This window comes from Streptomyces sp. NPDC053427 (assembly GCF_044544985.1).
Lineage (GTDB): Bacteria > Actinomycetota > Actinomycetes > Streptomycetales > Streptomycetaceae > Streptomyces.
This window is the reverse complement of record NZ_JBITYA010000003.1, coordinates 444434-460477: the sequence shown is the minus strand read 5'-3', so window position 1 is coordinate 460477 and position 16044 is coordinate 444434. Positions and strand designations below refer to the sequence as shown.

The window sequence follows — 16044 nt, the reverse complement described above, 5'->3', positions numbered from 1 at the left end:
CACGCGCAGTGCGGGCCCTGGCCGGACGGCTCCTAGCGTCGGGGTATGGACGGAAACCGCGGCGGCGGGTCGGCCGCCGCCCTCACCGGGAGGTGTCCCTCATGCGTCGTCCTCTCGCCGCTGCCGCGGCCGGCGTCGTGCTCGTCACCGGAGCCACGGCAGGCGCGGTGGCCTGCTCGTCGTCCGCATCCACGGCGGCACGTCACGCTGTCGGTGTCTCGGCGCCGTCCGCCCCTACGCCGGCGCCCGCCGACTCGAACCCCCCTGGAGACATCCCCGACACGCAGGTGTACGTACCGTGGTCGCCGCCCGGTGGCGGGTTCACGGTGAAGGTGCCGGAGGGATGGGCGCGGGCCACGCAGGGGCCGGCGACGGTGTTCACCGACAAGTTCAACAGCGTGCGGGTGGAACGCGTCCACGCGACGACTGCCCCGACGGTGAACTCCGTACGCACCAAGGACATTCCGGCGATCCGCGCCGCGAGCACCCACTTCTCACTGGTCAAGGTGGTCTCGGTACAGCGCAAGGAGGGCACAGCGGTGCTGGCCGAGTACCGCGTCAGCTCCGCTCCCAACCAGGTGACCGGCAAGCGCGTTCCCCTGGACGTCCAGCGGTATGTGTTCTACAAGCCGCACAAGGGCGAGGCCGTGCTGACGCTGTCCGGCGGGGTGGGAGCCGACAACGTCGACCCCTGGCGGACCGTCACGGACTCCTTCCGGTGGTCCTGATGGCCGCGCCCGTCCTCAGCGCCCGTTCCCTGTACCGGTTCTTCCGGGCCGGCGAGGAGGAGACATTCGCGCTGCGAGGCGTCGGACTGGAGGTCGAGCGCGGCGAGACGGTGGCGGTGACCGGGCCGTCCGGGTCGGGGAAGACGACCCTGCTGAACTGTCTGGCGGGGCTCGACGAACCGGACGGCGGCACGGTACGGGTCGTCGGCGAACGGCTCAGCCACCGCGCCGAACGCGAGCGCGGCGGCATCCGGGCCAGGCACATCGGCGTGCTCTTCCAGACGGGCAATCTGCTGGACCACCTCACCGTCCGGGACAACATCGCGCTGGTGCAGCGACTGGCGCCCGCCCGGACCTGTACGCCACCGCAGGAGCTCCTGGACCGTGTGGGCATCGGCCTGCGCGCTGGGGCGCTGCCGGGTGAGCTGTCCGGAGGGGAGGCTGCTCGCGCGGGCCTGGCCGTCGCGCTGGCGAACGCGCCCGATGTGCTGCTCGCCGACGAGCCGACCGGCGAGGTGGACGCGGAGACGGAACGGAGGCTGCTGGACCTGCTGCGCGAACGTGCCGCTGCCGGGACCGCCGTTGTCGTCGTCACCCACAGCCGTGCCGTGGCGGGGGCCGCTGACCGGGTACTGCGGCTGAGGGACGGGAAGTGGGCATGATGGACGCACCCGACACCCTGAGGGCCACCGGCACGAAGGAAACCGGCGCGCCGCTGGTCCGCTGTGAGAACGCGGCCCGGACCTACGGGAGGGGGCCGGGCGCCGTCGTCGCCCTCCATGGCCTGAACTGCGTGGTTGCGCCCCGCGTCCGGATCGCGGTGGTGGGTCCTTCCGGGTCGGGGAAGTCCACCCTGCTGCATCTGATGGCGGGGCTGGACCGTCCTACGGCGGGCCGGGTGAGCCACCCGGGCCTCGGCAGTTCGCCTGCGGGCGGTCTCGCCCGGCACATCGGCGTCGTCTTCCAGGGCCCGAGTCTCCTGCCCCCGCTCACCGCCGTCGAGAACGTCGCGTTGCCGCTGCGGATCGACGGTGTACCGGACGACGAAGCGGACACCCGGGCGCGGGCCGCACTGGCACGTCTCGGGCTGGAGGAGCTGGCGCGGCGGCTGCCGGACGAGCTGTCGGCAGGGCAGGCCCAGCGGGTCGCGGTGGCCAGGGTGCTGGCGCGCCGGCCACGGCTCGTCCTCGCCGACGAGCCGACCGGGCAGCTGGACCGCGAGACCGGCCGTCAGGTGCTGTCGGTGCTGCTCGGCGCGGCCGCAGAGCTGCGTGCGGCGGTGCTGGTCACCACCCATGATCCACGGGTCGCACGGGAGTTGGGCGTCCGCTGGTACATGGCCGACGGCCGGCTGATCCAGCCGGAGCCGGACGACGGAACGGGCGGTCCGGCGAGTCCGCCCCGGCGCTCCCGAGGAGGGGAACGGCCGTGATCAGGATCTGGCTGGCCGGACTGCTGCGACGCCGCGGCGGACGGCTGCTCGGAGTGGCGGCCGGGGTGGCCACGGCGGTGGCGCTGCTGGCGGCGCTCGGCGGCTTCCTGGGTGCCACGCGCGCGACGATGACGGCGCAGTCGGTGCGCGGGGTCGTGGTGGACTGGCAGGTGCAGGCGGCGAGCGGCGCCGATGCCCGGCAGGTGCTGGCCACCGTGCGGCACACGCCGGGCACGCGGACGGCGTTGCCGGTCGGGTACGCGGACACCAGCGGACTGAGCGCCACCGCCGGCGGTACCTCCCAGACCACCGGGCCCGGCGCCGTGCTGGGCGTTCCGGCCGGCTACCGCACGGCGTTCCCGGGCGAGATCCGGGTGCTGTCCGGACGGGGGGACGGGGTGTTGCTGGCCCAGCAGACCGCCGCGAACCTGCATGCGGCACCCGGTGACGTGGTGTCCGTCGGGCGGGCGGGACTCCCGCCGCTCAAGGTGCGGGTCGACGGGGTGGTGGACCTTCCGTACGCCGACTCGCTGTTCCAGAAGGTCGGCGCGCCCCCGCAGTCCCAGCCGACCGCTCCCCCGGACAATGTCGTGCTGCTTCCGCAAGCGCGCTGGCACGCGGCCTTCGACCGGCTGGCCACCGCCCGCCCCGACCTCGTCCGCGACCAGATCCATGTACGGCGCAGCCACGCCCTGCCGCACGACCCGGCCGTCGCCTACAACACGGCGACCGGCAGCGCGCACCACACGGACCTGCGACTGGCCGGTGCCGGTGTGGTCGGTGACAACCTCGGCGCGGTGCTGGACGCGGCCCGGTCCGACGCCCTGTACGCGCAGATGCTCTTCCTGTTCCTCGGCGTCCCCGGGGCGGTGCTGGCCGGGGCGCTCACCGCGGCGGTCGCCGGAGCGGGTGCCGCGCGGCGGCGCAGGGAGCAGTCGCTGCTGCGGACGCGTGGTGCCTCCGCCGGCCGGCTGCTGGCGCTTGCGGCCGTGGAAGCGGGCATCGTGGCCGTCGCCGGCGGGGCCGCGGGGCTGGGGGTGGCGGCACTGCTGGGGCGTACGGCCTTCGGGACGACCGGTACCTTCACCGCCGGCTGGGCGCTGGCTGCGGTCGCCGTCGGCGCGGTGATCGCCGGCGGTACGGTGCTGCTGCCCGCGCGCCGTGACGTCAAGGCCGCCACCGTCGTGGCGGGACGGGCGGCGGTGGAGCGCCGCCGGGTGCCGCGCGCTGCGTGGTGGGTGCTGGCCGCCGGGCTGCTGGCCTCGGCGTCGGTGGTGTTCAGGATCACCAGCCGTACGAACTACGCCTTGATCCTCGCTCCCGAGGGCACACCGACCCTGTCGGTCAACTACTGGGCGTTCGCCGGCCCGGCCCTGCTGTGGACCGGTGGGGCTCTACTGGCCTGGCTGCTGATGGACCTGCTGCTGCGGCGGGGACGGCGGGTACTGGCCCGGCTGCTGCGACCGCTGACCGGGGCACTGTCCGGCACGGCCGCGGCGAGCCTGTCCCGGCAGCGGGGCACCGTGCTCAGGGCCGTGGTGCTGCTCGCGCTGGCCATCGCCTTCGCCGCGTCGACCGCCGTCTTCAACTCCACGTACCGGCAGCAGGCCGGAGTCGACGCGGTGCTCACCAACGGCGCCGATGTCACGGTCACCGAGTCGCCCGGCTCCACCGGGGGTACGGCCGACGCGACGCGGGTGGCGGCCCTGCCCGGGGTACGGAGCGTGGAACCCCTGCAGCACCGCTTCGCGTATGTCGGCCCCGACCTCCAGGACCTGTACGGGGTACGGCCGTCCACCGTTGTCGGAGCGGGCCGGCTCCAGAATGCGTACTTCTCGGGCGGCAGCGCGCGGCAGCTGATGGACCGGCTCCAGCGGCAGCCCGACGGACTCCTCGTCAGCGCCGAGACCGCCAAGGACTTCCAGCTCCACCCGGGCGACCAGGTCCGGCTGCGTCTTCAGGACAGCCGCACTCACCGGCTGCACCCCGTGGCGTTCCGCTTCGTGGGCGTCGTCAAGGAGTTCCCAACCGCCCCCAAGGACAGTTTCCTGGTGGCCAACTCCGCCTACGTGGCCCGGTCGACCGGCAGCGGCGCGATCGGCACGCTGCTGGTGGACACCGGCGGCAGCGGCCAGCGCGCGGTGGCCCGCCACGTCCGGTCGGTACTCGGACCCGCCGCCCAGGTCACCGACCTGCCGTCCGCCCGGACGGTGACCGGATCCAGCCTCACCGCCGTGGACCTGGGCGGACTCACCCGCGTGGAACTGGGATTCGCCCTGGTCATCGGCGCGGCGGCGGGCGGCTTGGTGCTCGCCCTCGGCCTCACCGAGCGGCGCCGCACCCTGGCGCTGGCATCCGTGCTGGGCGCCCGGGGGCGGCAGCTGTCCGGAATCGTGTGGAGCGAGGCCGGCCTGGTGGCGGTGGCGGGCGCGGCCGGCGGAGTCCTCCTCGGCTGGTCGCTGTCCGAAGTGCTGGTCAAGGTCCTCTCCGGAGTGTTCGACCCGCCCCCGGACGCACTCGCCGTGCCGTGGGGATACCTGGGCGCACTCGCCGTGGCCGTCGCGGCTGCCCTGGCCCTCGCGGCGTGGACGGCCGTACGTCACGCCCGGCGGCCACCGCTCACGGAGCTGAGAGAGCTGTGACTCACCCACCCCGTCGCTTCGTGCCCCGGGTCACGGGGTGGGCCGGTCCGCTCCGTCGGCGCGCTGCTGACGCGCAACCAGCCAGGTGAAGCGCGGGTGCGGGACTCTTCTGGAGACCATGAGGCGGCCGCCCTCGGCCTCCGCCAGGGAACGGGCCAGGGCCAGCCCGATGCCGTGACCACTGACCTCGCCGTTCGCGCCGCCCCTCCGCCGCGCGAAGACGTCCTCGCCCTCGGGAAGGCCGGGCCCCTCATCCTCGACATCTACCGCGAGCGCCCCTGCCGTATCGCGAGCGGTGACGGTCACCGTGCCGCTGCCGTGGGCGAGGGCGTTGCCGAGGAGGACGTCCAGGATCTGCCGCCCGGCGCGCGCCGAGCCGACCGCGCTGGGCAGCTGCTCCTCAACGGTGAACCGCAGCGGCCGGCCCACGTCCGCCAGCTCGCCGTGCCAGCGCAGCTCGGCATCGGCCAGCAGCACCTCCACATCGAGCGGCGCCTGCTCCGGCATCTCCCGGGCCAGGTCCAGCAGATCGTCCAACGTGCTCTCCATGCGGGTCAGCGACTCCAGAGCGGCGCGCATCGCCTCGTGGGGATCCGCGGTTGCGCCCGGGGCGTGAGCGCCTGCGGCCAGCGCGCTCTCCAGCTCCAGCCGCACCCCCGTCAGTGCCGTGCGCAGCTGGTGCGAGGCATCCGCGCTGAAAGCGCGCTCACGCCGCAGCAGTTCCCCGATGCGCTCGGCGGCACGGTTGAGCGCGGTCGCAACCTTGTCGGCTTCCGGCAGGCCGGAAGGGGCTGCCCGGGCGGCCAGATCACCGGTCTCCAGGCGGACGGCTGTCGCCGCCAGATCCTCCATCGGACCTGCGAGGCGTCTGCTCGAGCGGATCCCCACCACGGCTCCCACGCCCACCGCGACAACGGCCAGCGCGAGCATGCCCGCCCAGGTGAGCGCCGCCCGGTGCAACGGCCCGTCGGCCGGCGAACTGGCCCGCACCACCGCCCGTACCCGCTCGCCCGTACCCGCCGGCACCGCTGCCACCAGCCGGTCGCCCTGCCGGTCCGACGAGGCACGCCCCGCCAGGGCATCCCGCACCGGGCGGTCCCCGCGCGCGGGCCCCGCTCCGGTGACGAGGCGCGCGCCGTCGTCGTACACCCCGACCCGGGTGTCCGACTCGACGTGCGGCAGCTCCATCGGGTCACGCGGGTGGTGGATGTCCGCGGGGACGGTCACGGCCACCCGGTCGGCCAGTTGCTGCAACTCGCGCGTCTCGTCCTGCCGGTACAGACGCAATGTCGCCACGGCCAGCGGCACGGAGAACAGCACCACGGCGCACACCACGGCGACGACGACCGCCCGGAGGATACGGCGGCGCACGGTCAGTGCTCCCCGGACGGTTCGAGCCGGTAACCGAAGTGCCGCAGGGTGGTGATGCGCACCCGGTCGCCCAGCTTGCGGCGCAACGCCGCCACGTGGACGTCGAGCGTCTTGGTGGGGCCGAACCAGTTCTCGTCCCACACGTCGCTCATCAGGTCCTCCCGGCTCACCGCCTGCCCGACGGACTCGGCCAGCCTGACCAGGAGGTCGAACTCCTTGGGGCGCAGTTCCACCTCCTGCGTCGGTGTGGAGCAGCGCCGGGCCGCGCGGTCGATCAGCAGGGTGCCGTGGCGGATCCGCAGCGGGCTTGGGTTCCCGCCCGGTTCGGCGCGACGCAGATGAGCCGCGATCCGCGCCTGCAACTCGGCGAGCCGGAAGGGCTTGGTCAGATAGTCGTCGGCACCCGACTCCAAGGCCTGGATGACGTCCATCTCTGCGGTGCGTGCGGTCAGCACGACCAGCACGGCACCGGGCAGAAGTTCCCTCAACCGCCGGCACAGCTCGAAGCCGTCGGCGTCTGGTAGCCCGAGGTCCAGCAGCACCAGGTCGGCCGGGCCACGAACAGCACGGGCCAGCGCCGACGCACCATCGGGGCACCACTCGCTGTCGTGTCCCGCACCCCGCAGCGTCGCGGCGAGGCGGCCCCCAATGGTCTCGTCGTCCTCGACAAGCACGATGCGCGCCACGTCCTCAGGCTAGCGGGGCGACCGATCGCGTACGACGCGACCGGCGGCGAGTTTCTGCAGGAGGCCGTAGGCGAGGACGGGGAGAAGGAGGTGAGGCCGGTCGGGAAGCGCGGTGGTGAGGAGAACAGCGCTGGCACTGCTGTTGTTCATGCCGCAGGCGAGAGTGACGGACGACGCTGTGGACGCGTCCATACGGAGCAGCCGCGAGATGACGTGGCCCACGGCGAAGCACAGGACGCACACGGTCGAGGCCACGGCCAGGGCCGCCGTCAGCAGGACGGGACGCGGATGGGCGAGAAAGGTGCCCAGGGCTCCGCTGGCATTGACGTAGGTCAGGGCCAACGAGCCCCACAGCGCCGCGGGCACCGCGGTCCCCAGCAGCCGGTTCAGGGAACTGCCGGACAGAAGCGTCCTCGCCAGCAGGCCCGCCCCGCAAGGCAGCAGGACGAAAGCGAGCGCGAAGCCGTTGCCGTACACGGCCCGGGACAGTGTCCCCTGGTAGTCCCCTTGGAGCAGCGGAGACAACAGCCCGATGGTCACCGGGGTGGTGAAGGGGCTGATCAGGGTCGAGGCCAGGACCAGCCCCACCATGACCGACTGCGCGCCGCGCCCCTTGCTGGTCCAGACCGTGGCGCCGGCCGCCACCGGCATCGCGACGATCAGGATCATCGCGGCGGTCAGACCGCTGCCGCCGTCGGAGTCCGGCGAGCGGTGCAATACGAACGTGATCAACGGAATGACCAGCAGCGGTGTCAGCAGATGGAGGGCGAGTCCGGTCAGCAGGGCGGCGGGCCTGCGCAGGAGGTGGCCCAGGTCGTCAGGGTGTACTTGCAGTCCGGCGGCGAACAGCACCAGTGACAACAGCAGCGGCGGCAGGGCCACGGAGAACGCACCGTTGGCACCGGGCAGCACGAAGGGGTGGCGGAGCCACAGGCCGGGTGCGGGCAGAGCTGTGGCGACGACGTAAGTCGTGGCCACGGCCCACCCCAGGTGTCGGCGCAGCCACGCGGTCGTTCGCGGCGGAGTGAGTGATGCGGGCGGTAGGGGGTTCATGGGGGCGCTCTTTCGTCGATGGCGTGAGATCGCGGTCGAGCGCCTGTATCGCGAGCAGCGGGGGGAGACACATGACAGTCATGATTCGGCGTGGGCCGTCCCTCGTGGGCGCCGCAGCGCGGGTGCTCAGGATGCGTTCAGGTTCGGGGTGACACGGTCGGGCACCATGACAGCCGATATCCCTGGGGCCACCGAGACGCACGAGGCGTCCGGCACCGCTCCCGCCCACGCCCGCCAGCGCCTCCGCTGGAACAAGGTTCCCGAAGTCACGGCGTACTTCTGGGTGATCAAAATCCTGTGCACCACGGTCGGCGAGACCGCGGCGGACTTGCTGAACGAGAAGCTCGGCCTGGGCCTGACGGGCGTGTCGCTGCTGATGAGCGTCCTGCTTGTCGCGGTCCTGGTGGCGCAGTTCCGCACCCGCGCCTACCGGCCCGGCGTCTACTGGCTCGCCGTGGCGCTCATCAGCGTCGTGGGCACACTGATCAGCGACAACCTCACCGACAACCTGGGCGTACCGCTGGAGACCAGCACCGTCGCCTTCGCGGTGGCCCTCGTCGTGGTGTTCGTGGCCTGGTACCGCAGCGAGCGCACGCTCTCCATCCACCACGTCGACACCACCCGCCGCGAGTCCTTCTACTGGCTCGCCGTCCTGTTCACCTTCGCCCTGGGCACCGCGGCCGGTGACCTGGTCGCCGAGCGCATGGACCTCGGATACTGGATCTCCGCCGGCCTGTTCGCCCTGGCGATCGCCGCGGTCGCGGTGGCGCACTTCGCCCTCGGCCTGGACGCGGTGTGGAGCTTCTGGATCGCCTACATCCTGACCCGGCCACTGGGCGCCTCGATCGGCGACTACCTGTCCCAGCCGACCGCCGACGGCGGACTCGGCCTCGGCACAGTGATCACCAGCGTGCTGTTCCTGACCGTCATCCTCGGCCTGGTGGTCTTCTTGACGGTCACCCGCAGGGACGTCTCGGAGCCGGAACGCCTCACCCCGCAGGCGAGCTGAGCACGGATCGCCCCGGACGGCGGCCGGTCCCCGGGTTCCGGGGGCCGGCTTCACCCGTCCGGGGCTGCTTCGTGGGTGCGGCCGTTGGCGTTCAGGATGTGTTCAGGCTGCGGCTGGAAGCGTCGGGCGGTGTGCGACGTCATCGCTGCGCGCGTGCACCTCGTACTCGCCTTTTGCCGCCCCTGTGCGCACTCCGCAAGGCCCCCACGGCACGACGTGAGGCGATGCGGAGGCGCCACCCGGAAGGGATCGACATTGCCTGAGCCCGAAGTCCTGGCCGACATGGACGTCGCCGGCACCGACAGGAACGTGCTGCGGAAGCTCCCGGAAGTCACCCTGGCCTTCTGGGTCATGAAGACCGCCGCGACGACCCTCGGCGAGACGGCCGGCGACCTCTTCGCCCAGACCCTCAAGCTCGGCTACTTCCTGACCACCATCGCGCTGTTCCTGATCTTCGTAATCACGCTGGTCGTACAGCTCCGGTCCCGCCGCTACAACCCGTTCTTCTACTGGACCGTCATCCTGTCCACGAGCATGGCGGGCACCACGATGTCCGACTTCATGAACCGGGACGCCAGCGCCAAGTTCCTCACCGACGGCGCCAAGTCGCTCGGCTGGGGACCGCAGGGCCTGGGGCTGGGATACCCCACAGGGGCCGCCATCCTGATCTCGCTGCTGATCGCCATTTTCGTCATCTGGAAGTCCACCGGGCTGACGTTCGCCATCCGCGACATCGTCTCCTTCCGCGCGGAAGCCCTCTTCTGGACGGCGATCCTCGTGTCGAACACGCTCGGCACCTCGATGGGCGACTTCCTCTCCGACAGCTCCGGCCTCGGGTACGCGGGGGGCGCCCTGCTCGTTACCGGCGTGCTCGCCGTACTCGTCGCCCTGATGCGGGTGCCGGCCGTACCGAACGTGGTCCTTTTCTGGATCGCCTTCGTGCTCACCCGGCCCCTCGGGGCGACCGCCGGCGACTTCCTCACCAAGCCTCTCGCCAAGGGCGGCCTCGACCTCGGCACGGCGGGCTCGTCGGCGGTCCTCCTCGCAGTCCTGCTCGGCCTCATGGCCTACGCCCAGGTTCAGGAGCGCAGGACCGCCGTCCCCCAGGACACGACCCTCACGGGCGTTTCCTGAGCACCACCGGGCGGGACCGGGTCATCCGGCGGGCAGGCTGACCACGAAGCACGCCCCCGGGGCGTGCCCGGCGTCATGACTCACCTCACCGCCGGCGGAGCGGGCCAGGCGTCGCGCCAGCGGCAGACCCAGGCCCGCTCCGCCGTGTCGGCGCAGCACAGTCATGGCGTCCGCCGTGCCCGGAACGGTGTGTGCGCCGGCCCGCGCGTCGTCGAGGACGGTCTCGCAGATGGTGCGCATCGAGGCGGCAACGGGTACCGCCGCGGCCTCACCGCAGGCGAACACCTCGGGTCGGCCGGGCACGCCCAGGTACTCGTCCACGCACAGCCGCCCCCGGTCGGTGGGCAGCCCCAGCGAGGCCACCAGCGGGTCGGGCCGTACGCCCACGCACCGGATCGGGGACCGGCTGGCCACGAACTCGCCGTCGTCGAGCAGCACCCCCTCCCCCGTGGCCTCCTCCTTCCACTACGGGGCGCTGCACCCCGCGAGCACGGCGCGGCGCCCCGGCCCCGTCCTCGCCGCCACGCCGCTCCCGCACGCCGCGGCGGGGGGCGGCGGGCGGGAGCGGCACGTGGCGGGTCAGGTGATCTCGACCAGGAGGTCGCCCCCCTCGACCTGCTGGACCTGATTGATGGCCCGCCTGGCGACCTTCCCGGCCTTCGGGGCGGTGATCGCGGCTTCCATCTTCATCGCCTCGATGGTGGCCACGGTGGTGCCGGCCGCTACCTCGTCGCCCTCGGTCACCGCGAGCGTCACCACTCCGGCGAACGGGGCCGCGACGTGGCCGGGGTTGGCCCGGTCGGCCTTCTCCGTGACCGGCACGTCCGCGGCCGCGGCGGCGTCGCGCACCTGGATCGGCCGCAGCTGACCGTTCAGGGTGGACACCACGGTGCGCATACCGCGTTCATCGGCCTCGCCGACGGCCTCCAGCTCGATCAGGAGCCGTACGCCCGGTTCGAGGTCGACGGCGTACTCCGCCCCGGAACTCAGCCCGTAGAAGAAGTCCTTGCTGTCCAGCACGCTGGTGTCGCCGTATGCCTCACGGTGCGTCGCGAAGTCGCGCGCCGGGCCGGGGAAGAGCAGCCGGTTGAGGGTCGCGCGCCGGTCCTTCTCGAGTCCGCTGCGGTCGTCCGCGGTCAGTTCCTGCACCGGCCGGGGGTCGGCGCGGCCCTGCAGCGCCTTGGCGCGGAACGGCTCCGGCCACCCTCCGGGCGGATTGCCCAACTCGCCGCGCAGGAAGCCGATAACGGAATCGGGGATGTCGAACTCGTTCGGCGTCGCCTCGAAGTCCTCCGGCGTCACCCCGGCGCCCACCAGGTGCAGCGCAAGGTCCCCGACCACCTTCGACGACGGGGTCACCTTCACCAGCCGACCGAGAATCCGGTCGGCGGCGGCATACATCGCCTCGATCTCCTCGAAGCGGTCGCCCAGGCCGAGCGCCACCGCCTGTGCACGCAGGTTGGACAGCTGCCCGCCGGGGATCTCGTGGTGGTAGACGCGACCGGTCGGCGAGGCCAGGCCCGCCTCGAAGGGCGCATAGATCCGGCGGACGCTCTCCCAGTACGGCTCCAGGTCCCCGACCGCCTTCAGATCCAGCCCGGTGGGCCGTTCGGAGTGGTCGGTCGCGGCCACGATCGCCGACAGCGACGGCTGTGAGGTGGTGCCGGCCATGGACGCCACCGCGCCGTCCACCGCGTCCGCACCGGCCCGGATCGCGGCGAGATAAGTGGCCAGCTGGCCACCCGCGGTGTCATGGGTGTGCAGGTGCACCGGCAGGTCGAACTCGCGGCGCAGCGCCGATACGAGCGTCTCGGCGGCCGGAGCCCGGAGCAGCCCCGCCATGTCCTTGACGGCCAGGACCTGGGCGCCGGCCGCCACGATCTGCTCGGCCAGGCGGAGGTAGTAGTCCAGGGTGTAGAGCCGCTCGGACGGATCTGACAGGTCGGAGGTGTAGCACAGGGCAACCTCGGCGACGGCCGTTCCGGTCTCCCGTACGGCGTCGATCGCGGGCCGCATCTGCCCGACGTCGTTGAGCGCATCGAAGATCCGGAAGATGTCGATGCCGGTGGCCGCGGCCTCCTGCACGAAGGCATCGGTCATCTCGGTCGGGTAGGGGGTGTAGCCCACGGTATTGCGCCCGCGGAGCAGCATCTGCAGGCAGATGTTCGGTACGGCTTCCCGGAGCGCGGCGAGACGCTCCCAGGGGTCCTCGGCGAGGAAGCGGAGCGCGACGTCGTACGTGGCACCGCCCCAGCACTCCAGGGACAGCAGTTGTGGCATCGTCCGGGCCACCACCGGGGCGACGGCGAGCATGTCCTTGGTGCGGACCCGGGTGGCGAGCAACGACTGGTGGGCGTCCCGGAAGGTGGTGTCGGTGACACCGATGGCCGGTGACTCCCGCAGCCACCGGGCGAACCCGTCCGGCCCGAGCTCGGCGAGCCGCTGCCGGGAGCCGGCGGGCGGTTCGGTGGCGGGCAGGGGCGGCAGTTTGGTGACCGGGTCGATCAGCTGGGGCCGTGGGCCGTGGGGCTTGTTCACCGTCACGTCCGCCAGGTAGGTGAGCAGCTTCGTACCGCGGTCGGCGGAATGGCGCGCGGTGAGCAGATGCGGGCGCTCCTCGATGAACGAGGTGGTGACCCGCCCGGCCCGGAAGTCCGGGTCGTCGAGCACGGCCTGCAGGAACGGGATGTTCGTCGCCACGCCGCGGATGCGGAACTCGGCCACGGAGCGCCGGGCCCGGCCGACGGCGGTGCTGAAGTCCCGACCCCGGCAGGTGAGTTTGACCAGCATCGAGTCGAAGTGCGCGCTGATCTCCGTACCGGCGTGTGTGGTGCCGCCGTCCAGACGGACCCCGGAGCCGCCCGGCGACCGGTAGGCGCTGATCCTGCCGGTGTCCGGACGGAAGCCGTTCGCCGGGTCCTCGGTGGTGATACGGCACTGCAGTGCGGCGCCGTGCAGGGTGACTGTGTCCTGTGAGAGGCCGAGATCGTCCAGCGTCTCACCTGCGGCGATACGCAGTTGCGCCTGCACGAGGTCGACGTCGGTGACCTCCTCGGTCACCGTGTGCTCGACCTGGATGCGCGGGTTCATCTCGATGAAGACGTGGTTTCCGTCGCGGTCGAGCAGGAACTCCACCGTGCCCGCATTGCGGTAGCCGATTCCCCGGGCGAACGTCACGGCATCGGCGCAGATCCGCTCGCGCAGCGCCGGGTCGAGGTTCGGCGCGGGCGCGAGTTCGATCACCTTCTGATGTCGGCGCTGCATCGAGCAGTCGCGCTCGAAGAGGTGAATGACGTTGCCGTCTCCGTCGGCGAGGATCTGCACCTCGATGTGGCGGGGGTCGACCACGGCCTTCTCCAGGAAGACGGTGGAGTCGCCGAACGCGGACGCTGCCTCGCGGGCCGCCGCCTCGATGGACTCGCGCAGCGTGTCGCGGTCCTCGACGCGTCGCATTCCGCGCCCGCCGCCGCCGGCGACGGCCTTGACGAACACCGGAAAGCCGATGTCCTCGGCGGCCCGGACCAGTTCGTCCACGTCGGTGGAGGGCTCGGAGGAGCCGAGCACCGGTACCCCGGCCGCGCGGGCCGCGGCCACCGCGCGCGCCTTGTTCCCGGTCAGTTCGAGCGTGTCCGCGCCCGGCCCGACGAACGTGATGCCCGCCTCCTCGCACGCCCGCGCCAGGTCGGGGTTCTCGGACAGGAATCCATATCCCGGGTACACCGCGTCCGCTCCGGCCTGCTGCGCGGCGCGGACGATCTCCTCGACGGAGAGGTAGGCACGTACCGGGTGGCCCGGCTCGCCGATCTCATATGCCTCGTCGGCCTTGAGCCGGTGCAGTGAGTTGCGGTCCTCGTGCGGGAAGACGGCAACGGTTTTCGCGCCCAGTTCGTAGCTGGCGCGAAAAGCGCGAATCGCGATCTCACCGCGATTGGCGACCAGTACCTTGCGGAACATTCTCGATCCCTTCGGTCTGCCGTTGACGGACACCATGGTGTCGGCGACGGACAGATCAGACGCCGGACCCGCGTGGACGTATTACCTGCTTGGGCGTCATGTAACGCGGAGGCGGTCAGCATGGCCCCTGCCAAACGTGGCGAATGGCGCCAAGCGCCGCATACACGGCAAACAAGAAGACCCCATCTGACCTGCGAAAACACCGGTCGGCACGCCCATGCGACATGCGCGGTGACCTCGGCACCGGCGGGATCCGAAGTCCTGCGGCAGGCCATCACAGCAGGTCAGAGGCCTCTTTGGGGTCAGCGAGTCGACACCACGTCACCACCGTGATCAGTGTCACCCCACAAACGACACCACAGGGGGATGTCGCCCCGTCCACCGCACCGGCGCCACGTGCACATTTCCGGGAGTCGGTGCGCCACTCGATGCGCCACGCGGACTGGCGGACTGGCGGACTGCCGGTCGGCGTCAGCGGGGCGTACGGTGGATCATGAGGGCCTCCTGCACTCGGCGGTAGATGTCGCAATCCCCACCGAGCCAGAAGGCCCTCACCTCGTTCAAGCACCCAGCACGCGTGTCACCGACGTGCCGGGACAGCACACCTAGAGGTCCCGTGGCCGCACCATCATCCGGATCCCGTCCCGTGCCCACAGCACGAACCGTTCCACCGGCGTCACTTCGTGCCCCGGCGCGGGCCGAAAGCGCAGGCGCTTGAGGAGGACCGCCAGGACAAGCTGGGCCTCGACCGTGGCCAAAGCGGCGCCCTCGCAGCTGCGTGGCCCGATCCCGAAGGGGACGTACGCGAGCCGTGGCCGCTTGGCCACCTCCTGCGGCGTGAAGCGCTCGGGGTCGAACCGCTCCGGCTCGGGCCAGTGCTCAGGGTTCAGGTGCACCGCCCAGAACGGATAGAACACCGTCGTCCCGGCCGGGATCTCGTACGGGCCCAGAACCAGGTCCTCGGTCGTCTCGCGTGCACCGTACGGGCCGGGAGGGAACAGGCGCATCGACTCCTTGAGCACCATGTCCAGATACGTGAGCCGCCGCAGATCACCGTAATCGGGCGTGGCGCGCTCGCCCAGCACCTGGTCCAGTTCGGCGGCAACGCGATCGGCCGCTTCGGGATGGCGGCCCAGCAGGTGCAGCGTCCACGAGACCGCGACGCCGGTGGTGTGGTGGGCGGCGAGCAGCGTCACCATCACGGTGTCCCGGATCCGCGCCGGGCTCTGACCGGCCTCGACGAGCGCCCCGATCAGGTCGCTGCGGTCGGTGCGGCCGCCCGAGCGGTGCGCCGCCACCACGCGGTCGACCGTCTCACGCAGATAGGCAAGGGCCGCCTCGGCCCGCTCCGCCGAGCGCGGGTCGGGCCGCGGCACCTGGTAGAGCCGCCCGAGGTGCTCGGTGAGCACCGCCTCGAACGCGGCGACGACACGGTCCGTGTCGGTTTCCGCGCCGCCGAGCGCGAACCCGCAGATCATACGGAGCGACAGCGCGGTCAACTCCTGTTGCAGCTCGACGGGTTCGCCGTCGGCCCGCCCCGCCCAGCGGTCCGCGAGCTCCTGCGCCAGCTTGGTGAAGCGTGCGAAATGCCGCTCGTGAGCCGGCCGTCCGGCGAGCACCGAGAGCAGTAGTCGGCGCCAGGGGGTGTGCTCGTCGGCGGGTAGCACTTGCAGGTTGCCGGCCTCGCACAGCGGGTCCAGGAACGCGAACAGCTCCTCGGGCCGCTTGTCGATGTGCGCCGTGGCCTCCAGAAGCACGGGATCGGCGACCGACACGGCCGTGCCCGCGCCCGGCAGTTGGAAGCGCACGACGGGTCCGTGCGCCTCGTGCAGGCATAACTGGTACCGGTGCAGCCCGCCCGCAGCCGCAACGGCCCTCAGCCCGCCGTCCTCCTGGTGCTCGGGCCCGGGGATGCGCATAACGGTGTCTCCTGTCCCAAGTCCTGCCCTCGAGTCTGTTCCGAGGGGGCGGGCCGTCGCCAAGGTGCCGCTCAACCCGCCCCTGCATCGGCCAGTTTCCTCCTGTCCCCGCTTCC

Annotated in this window: 11 protein-coding genes and 1 pseudogene; 6 read left to right on the top strand and 6 right to left on the bottom strand. The window is 72.0% G+C overall.

Annotated features, from left to right (window positions below; genetic code table 11):
* The first annotated feature begins 101 nt into the window (after nucleotides 1–101).
* Genes ACIGWZ_RS10130 through ACIGWZ_RS10115 form a run of 4 tightly spaced genes read left to right on the top strand, consistent with a single transcriptional unit; the run spans nucleotide 102 to nucleotide 4802 of the window.
* On the top strand, nucleotides 102–728 hold the full coding sequence (locus ACIGWZ_RS10130) for a hypothetical protein (RefSeq protein ID WP_400062739.1): 627 nt from the start codon (nucleotides 102–104) through the stop codon (nucleotides 726–728).
* Nucleotides 728–1390, top strand: a complete 663-nt coding sequence (locus ACIGWZ_RS10125) for an ABC transporter ATP-binding protein (RefSeq protein ID WP_400062738.1) — start codon at nucleotides 728–730, stop codon at nucleotides 1388–1390. The genes ACIGWZ_RS10130 and ACIGWZ_RS10125 overlap by 1 nt, the downstream gene beginning before the upstream one ends.
* Nucleotides 1387–2160: an ABC transporter ATP-binding protein gene (locus ACIGWZ_RS10120; RefSeq protein WP_400062736.1), complete on the top strand. Its 774-nt coding sequence runs from the start codon at nucleotides 1387–1389 to the stop codon at nucleotides 2158–2160. Before ACIGWZ_RS10125 ends, ACIGWZ_RS10120 begins: the two co-directional genes overlap by 4 nt.
* The gene (locus tag ACIGWZ_RS10115; RefSeq protein ID WP_400062734.1) at nucleotides 2157–4802 is read left to right on the top strand and encodes an FtsX-like permease family protein; all 2646 of its coding nucleotides are present in this window, start codon (nucleotides 2157–2159) and stop codon (nucleotides 4800–4802) included. Before ACIGWZ_RS10120 ends, ACIGWZ_RS10115 begins: the two co-directional genes overlap by 4 nt.
* A 30-nt stretch (nucleotides 4803–4832) precedes the next feature.
* On the opposite strand, the gene ACIGWZ_RS10110 is transcribed toward ACIGWZ_RS10115, so the two are convergent.
* Genes ACIGWZ_RS10110 through ACIGWZ_RS10100 form a run of 3 tightly spaced genes read right to left on the bottom strand, consistent with a single transcriptional unit; the run spans nucleotide 4833 to nucleotide 7837 of the window.
* Nucleotides 4833–6173, bottom strand: a complete 1341-nt coding sequence (locus ACIGWZ_RS10110; protein ID WP_400062732.1) for an ATP-binding protein — start codon at nucleotides 6171–6173, stop codon at nucleotides 4833–4835.
* Between the two features lie 2 nt (nucleotides 6174–6175).
* Nucleotides 6176–6859, bottom strand: coding sequence for a response regulator transcription factor (locus tag ACIGWZ_RS10105; RefSeq protein ID WP_400062730.1), 684 nt, complete (start codon nucleotides 6857–6859; stop codon nucleotides 6176–6178).
* A 9-nt stretch (nucleotides 6860–6868) separates the two neighbouring features.
* Entirely contained in the window at nucleotides 6869–7837 is a 969-nt protein-coding gene (locus ACIGWZ_RS10100) for a bile acid:sodium symporter family protein (protein WP_400062728.1), read from the bottom strand.
* A gap of 241 nt (nucleotides 7838–8078) precedes the next feature.
* Between ACIGWZ_RS10100 and ACIGWZ_RS10095 the strand changes: the two genes are divergently transcribed.
* Nucleotides 8079–8921 (top strand): hypothetical protein, encoded by an 843-nt coding sequence (locus tag ACIGWZ_RS10095; protein ID WP_400062726.1) that lies wholly within the window; start codon nucleotides 8079–8081, stop codon nucleotides 8919–8921.
* Between the two features lie 255 nt (nucleotides 8922–9176).
* Nucleotides 9177–10055: a hypothetical protein gene (locus ACIGWZ_RS10090; RefSeq protein WP_400062724.1), complete on the top strand. Its 879-nt coding sequence runs from the start codon at nucleotides 9177–9179 to the stop codon at nucleotides 10053–10055.
* 21 nt (nucleotides 10056–10076) lie between these two features.
* On the opposite strand, the pseudogene ACIGWZ_RS10085 reads toward ACIGWZ_RS10090, so the two are convergent.
* From ACIGWZ_RS10085 to ACIGWZ_RS10075, 3 genes and pseudogenes are all read right to left on the bottom strand, one after another.
* A pseudogene (locus ACIGWZ_RS10085) lies at nucleotides 10077–10514 on the bottom strand (hypothetical protein); the annotation flags it as partial.
* A 120-nt stretch (nucleotides 10515–10634) separates the two neighbouring features.
* Nucleotides 10635–14009 (bottom strand): pyruvate carboxylase, encoded by a 3375-nt coding sequence (locus tag ACIGWZ_RS10080; protein WP_400062722.1) that lies wholly within the window; start codon nucleotides 14007–14009, stop codon nucleotides 10635–10637.
* A gap of 605 nt (nucleotides 14010–14614) precedes the next feature.
* Nucleotides 14615–15928, bottom strand: coding sequence for a cytochrome P450 (locus tag ACIGWZ_RS10075; protein ID WP_400062720.1), 1314 nt, complete (start codon nucleotides 15926–15928; stop codon nucleotides 14615–14617).
* Nucleotides 15929–16044: the final 116 nt, after the last annotated feature.

What these genes read in the sequence shown, in the direction of transcription:
- ACIGWZ_RS10095 (WP_400062726.1), top strand. Translation starts at nt 8,079, where the DNA reads ATGACAGCCGATATCCCTGGGGCCACCGAGACGCACGAGGCGTCCGGC.
- ACIGWZ_RS10130 (WP_400062739.1), top strand. Translation starts at nt 102, where the DNA reads ATGCGTCGTCCTCTCGCCGCTGCCGCGGCCGGCGTCGTGCTCGTCACC.
- ACIGWZ_RS10075 (WP_400062720.1), bottom strand. Translation starts at nt 15,928, where the DNA reads ATGCGCATCCCCGGGCCCGAGCACCAGGAGGACGGCGGGCTGAGGGCC.
- ACIGWZ_RS10125 (WP_400062738.1), top strand. Translation starts at nt 728, where the DNA reads ATGGCCGCGCCCGTCCTCAGCGCCCGTTCCCTGTACCGGTTCTTCCGG.
- ACIGWZ_RS10080 (WP_400062722.1), bottom strand. Translation starts at nt 14,009, where the DNA reads ATGTTCCGCAAGGTACTGGTCGCCAATCGCGGTGAGATCGCGATTCGC.
- ACIGWZ_RS10120 (WP_400062736.1), top strand. Translation starts at nt 1,387, where the DNA reads ATGATGGACGCACCCGACACCCTGAGGGCCACCGGCACGAAGGAAACC.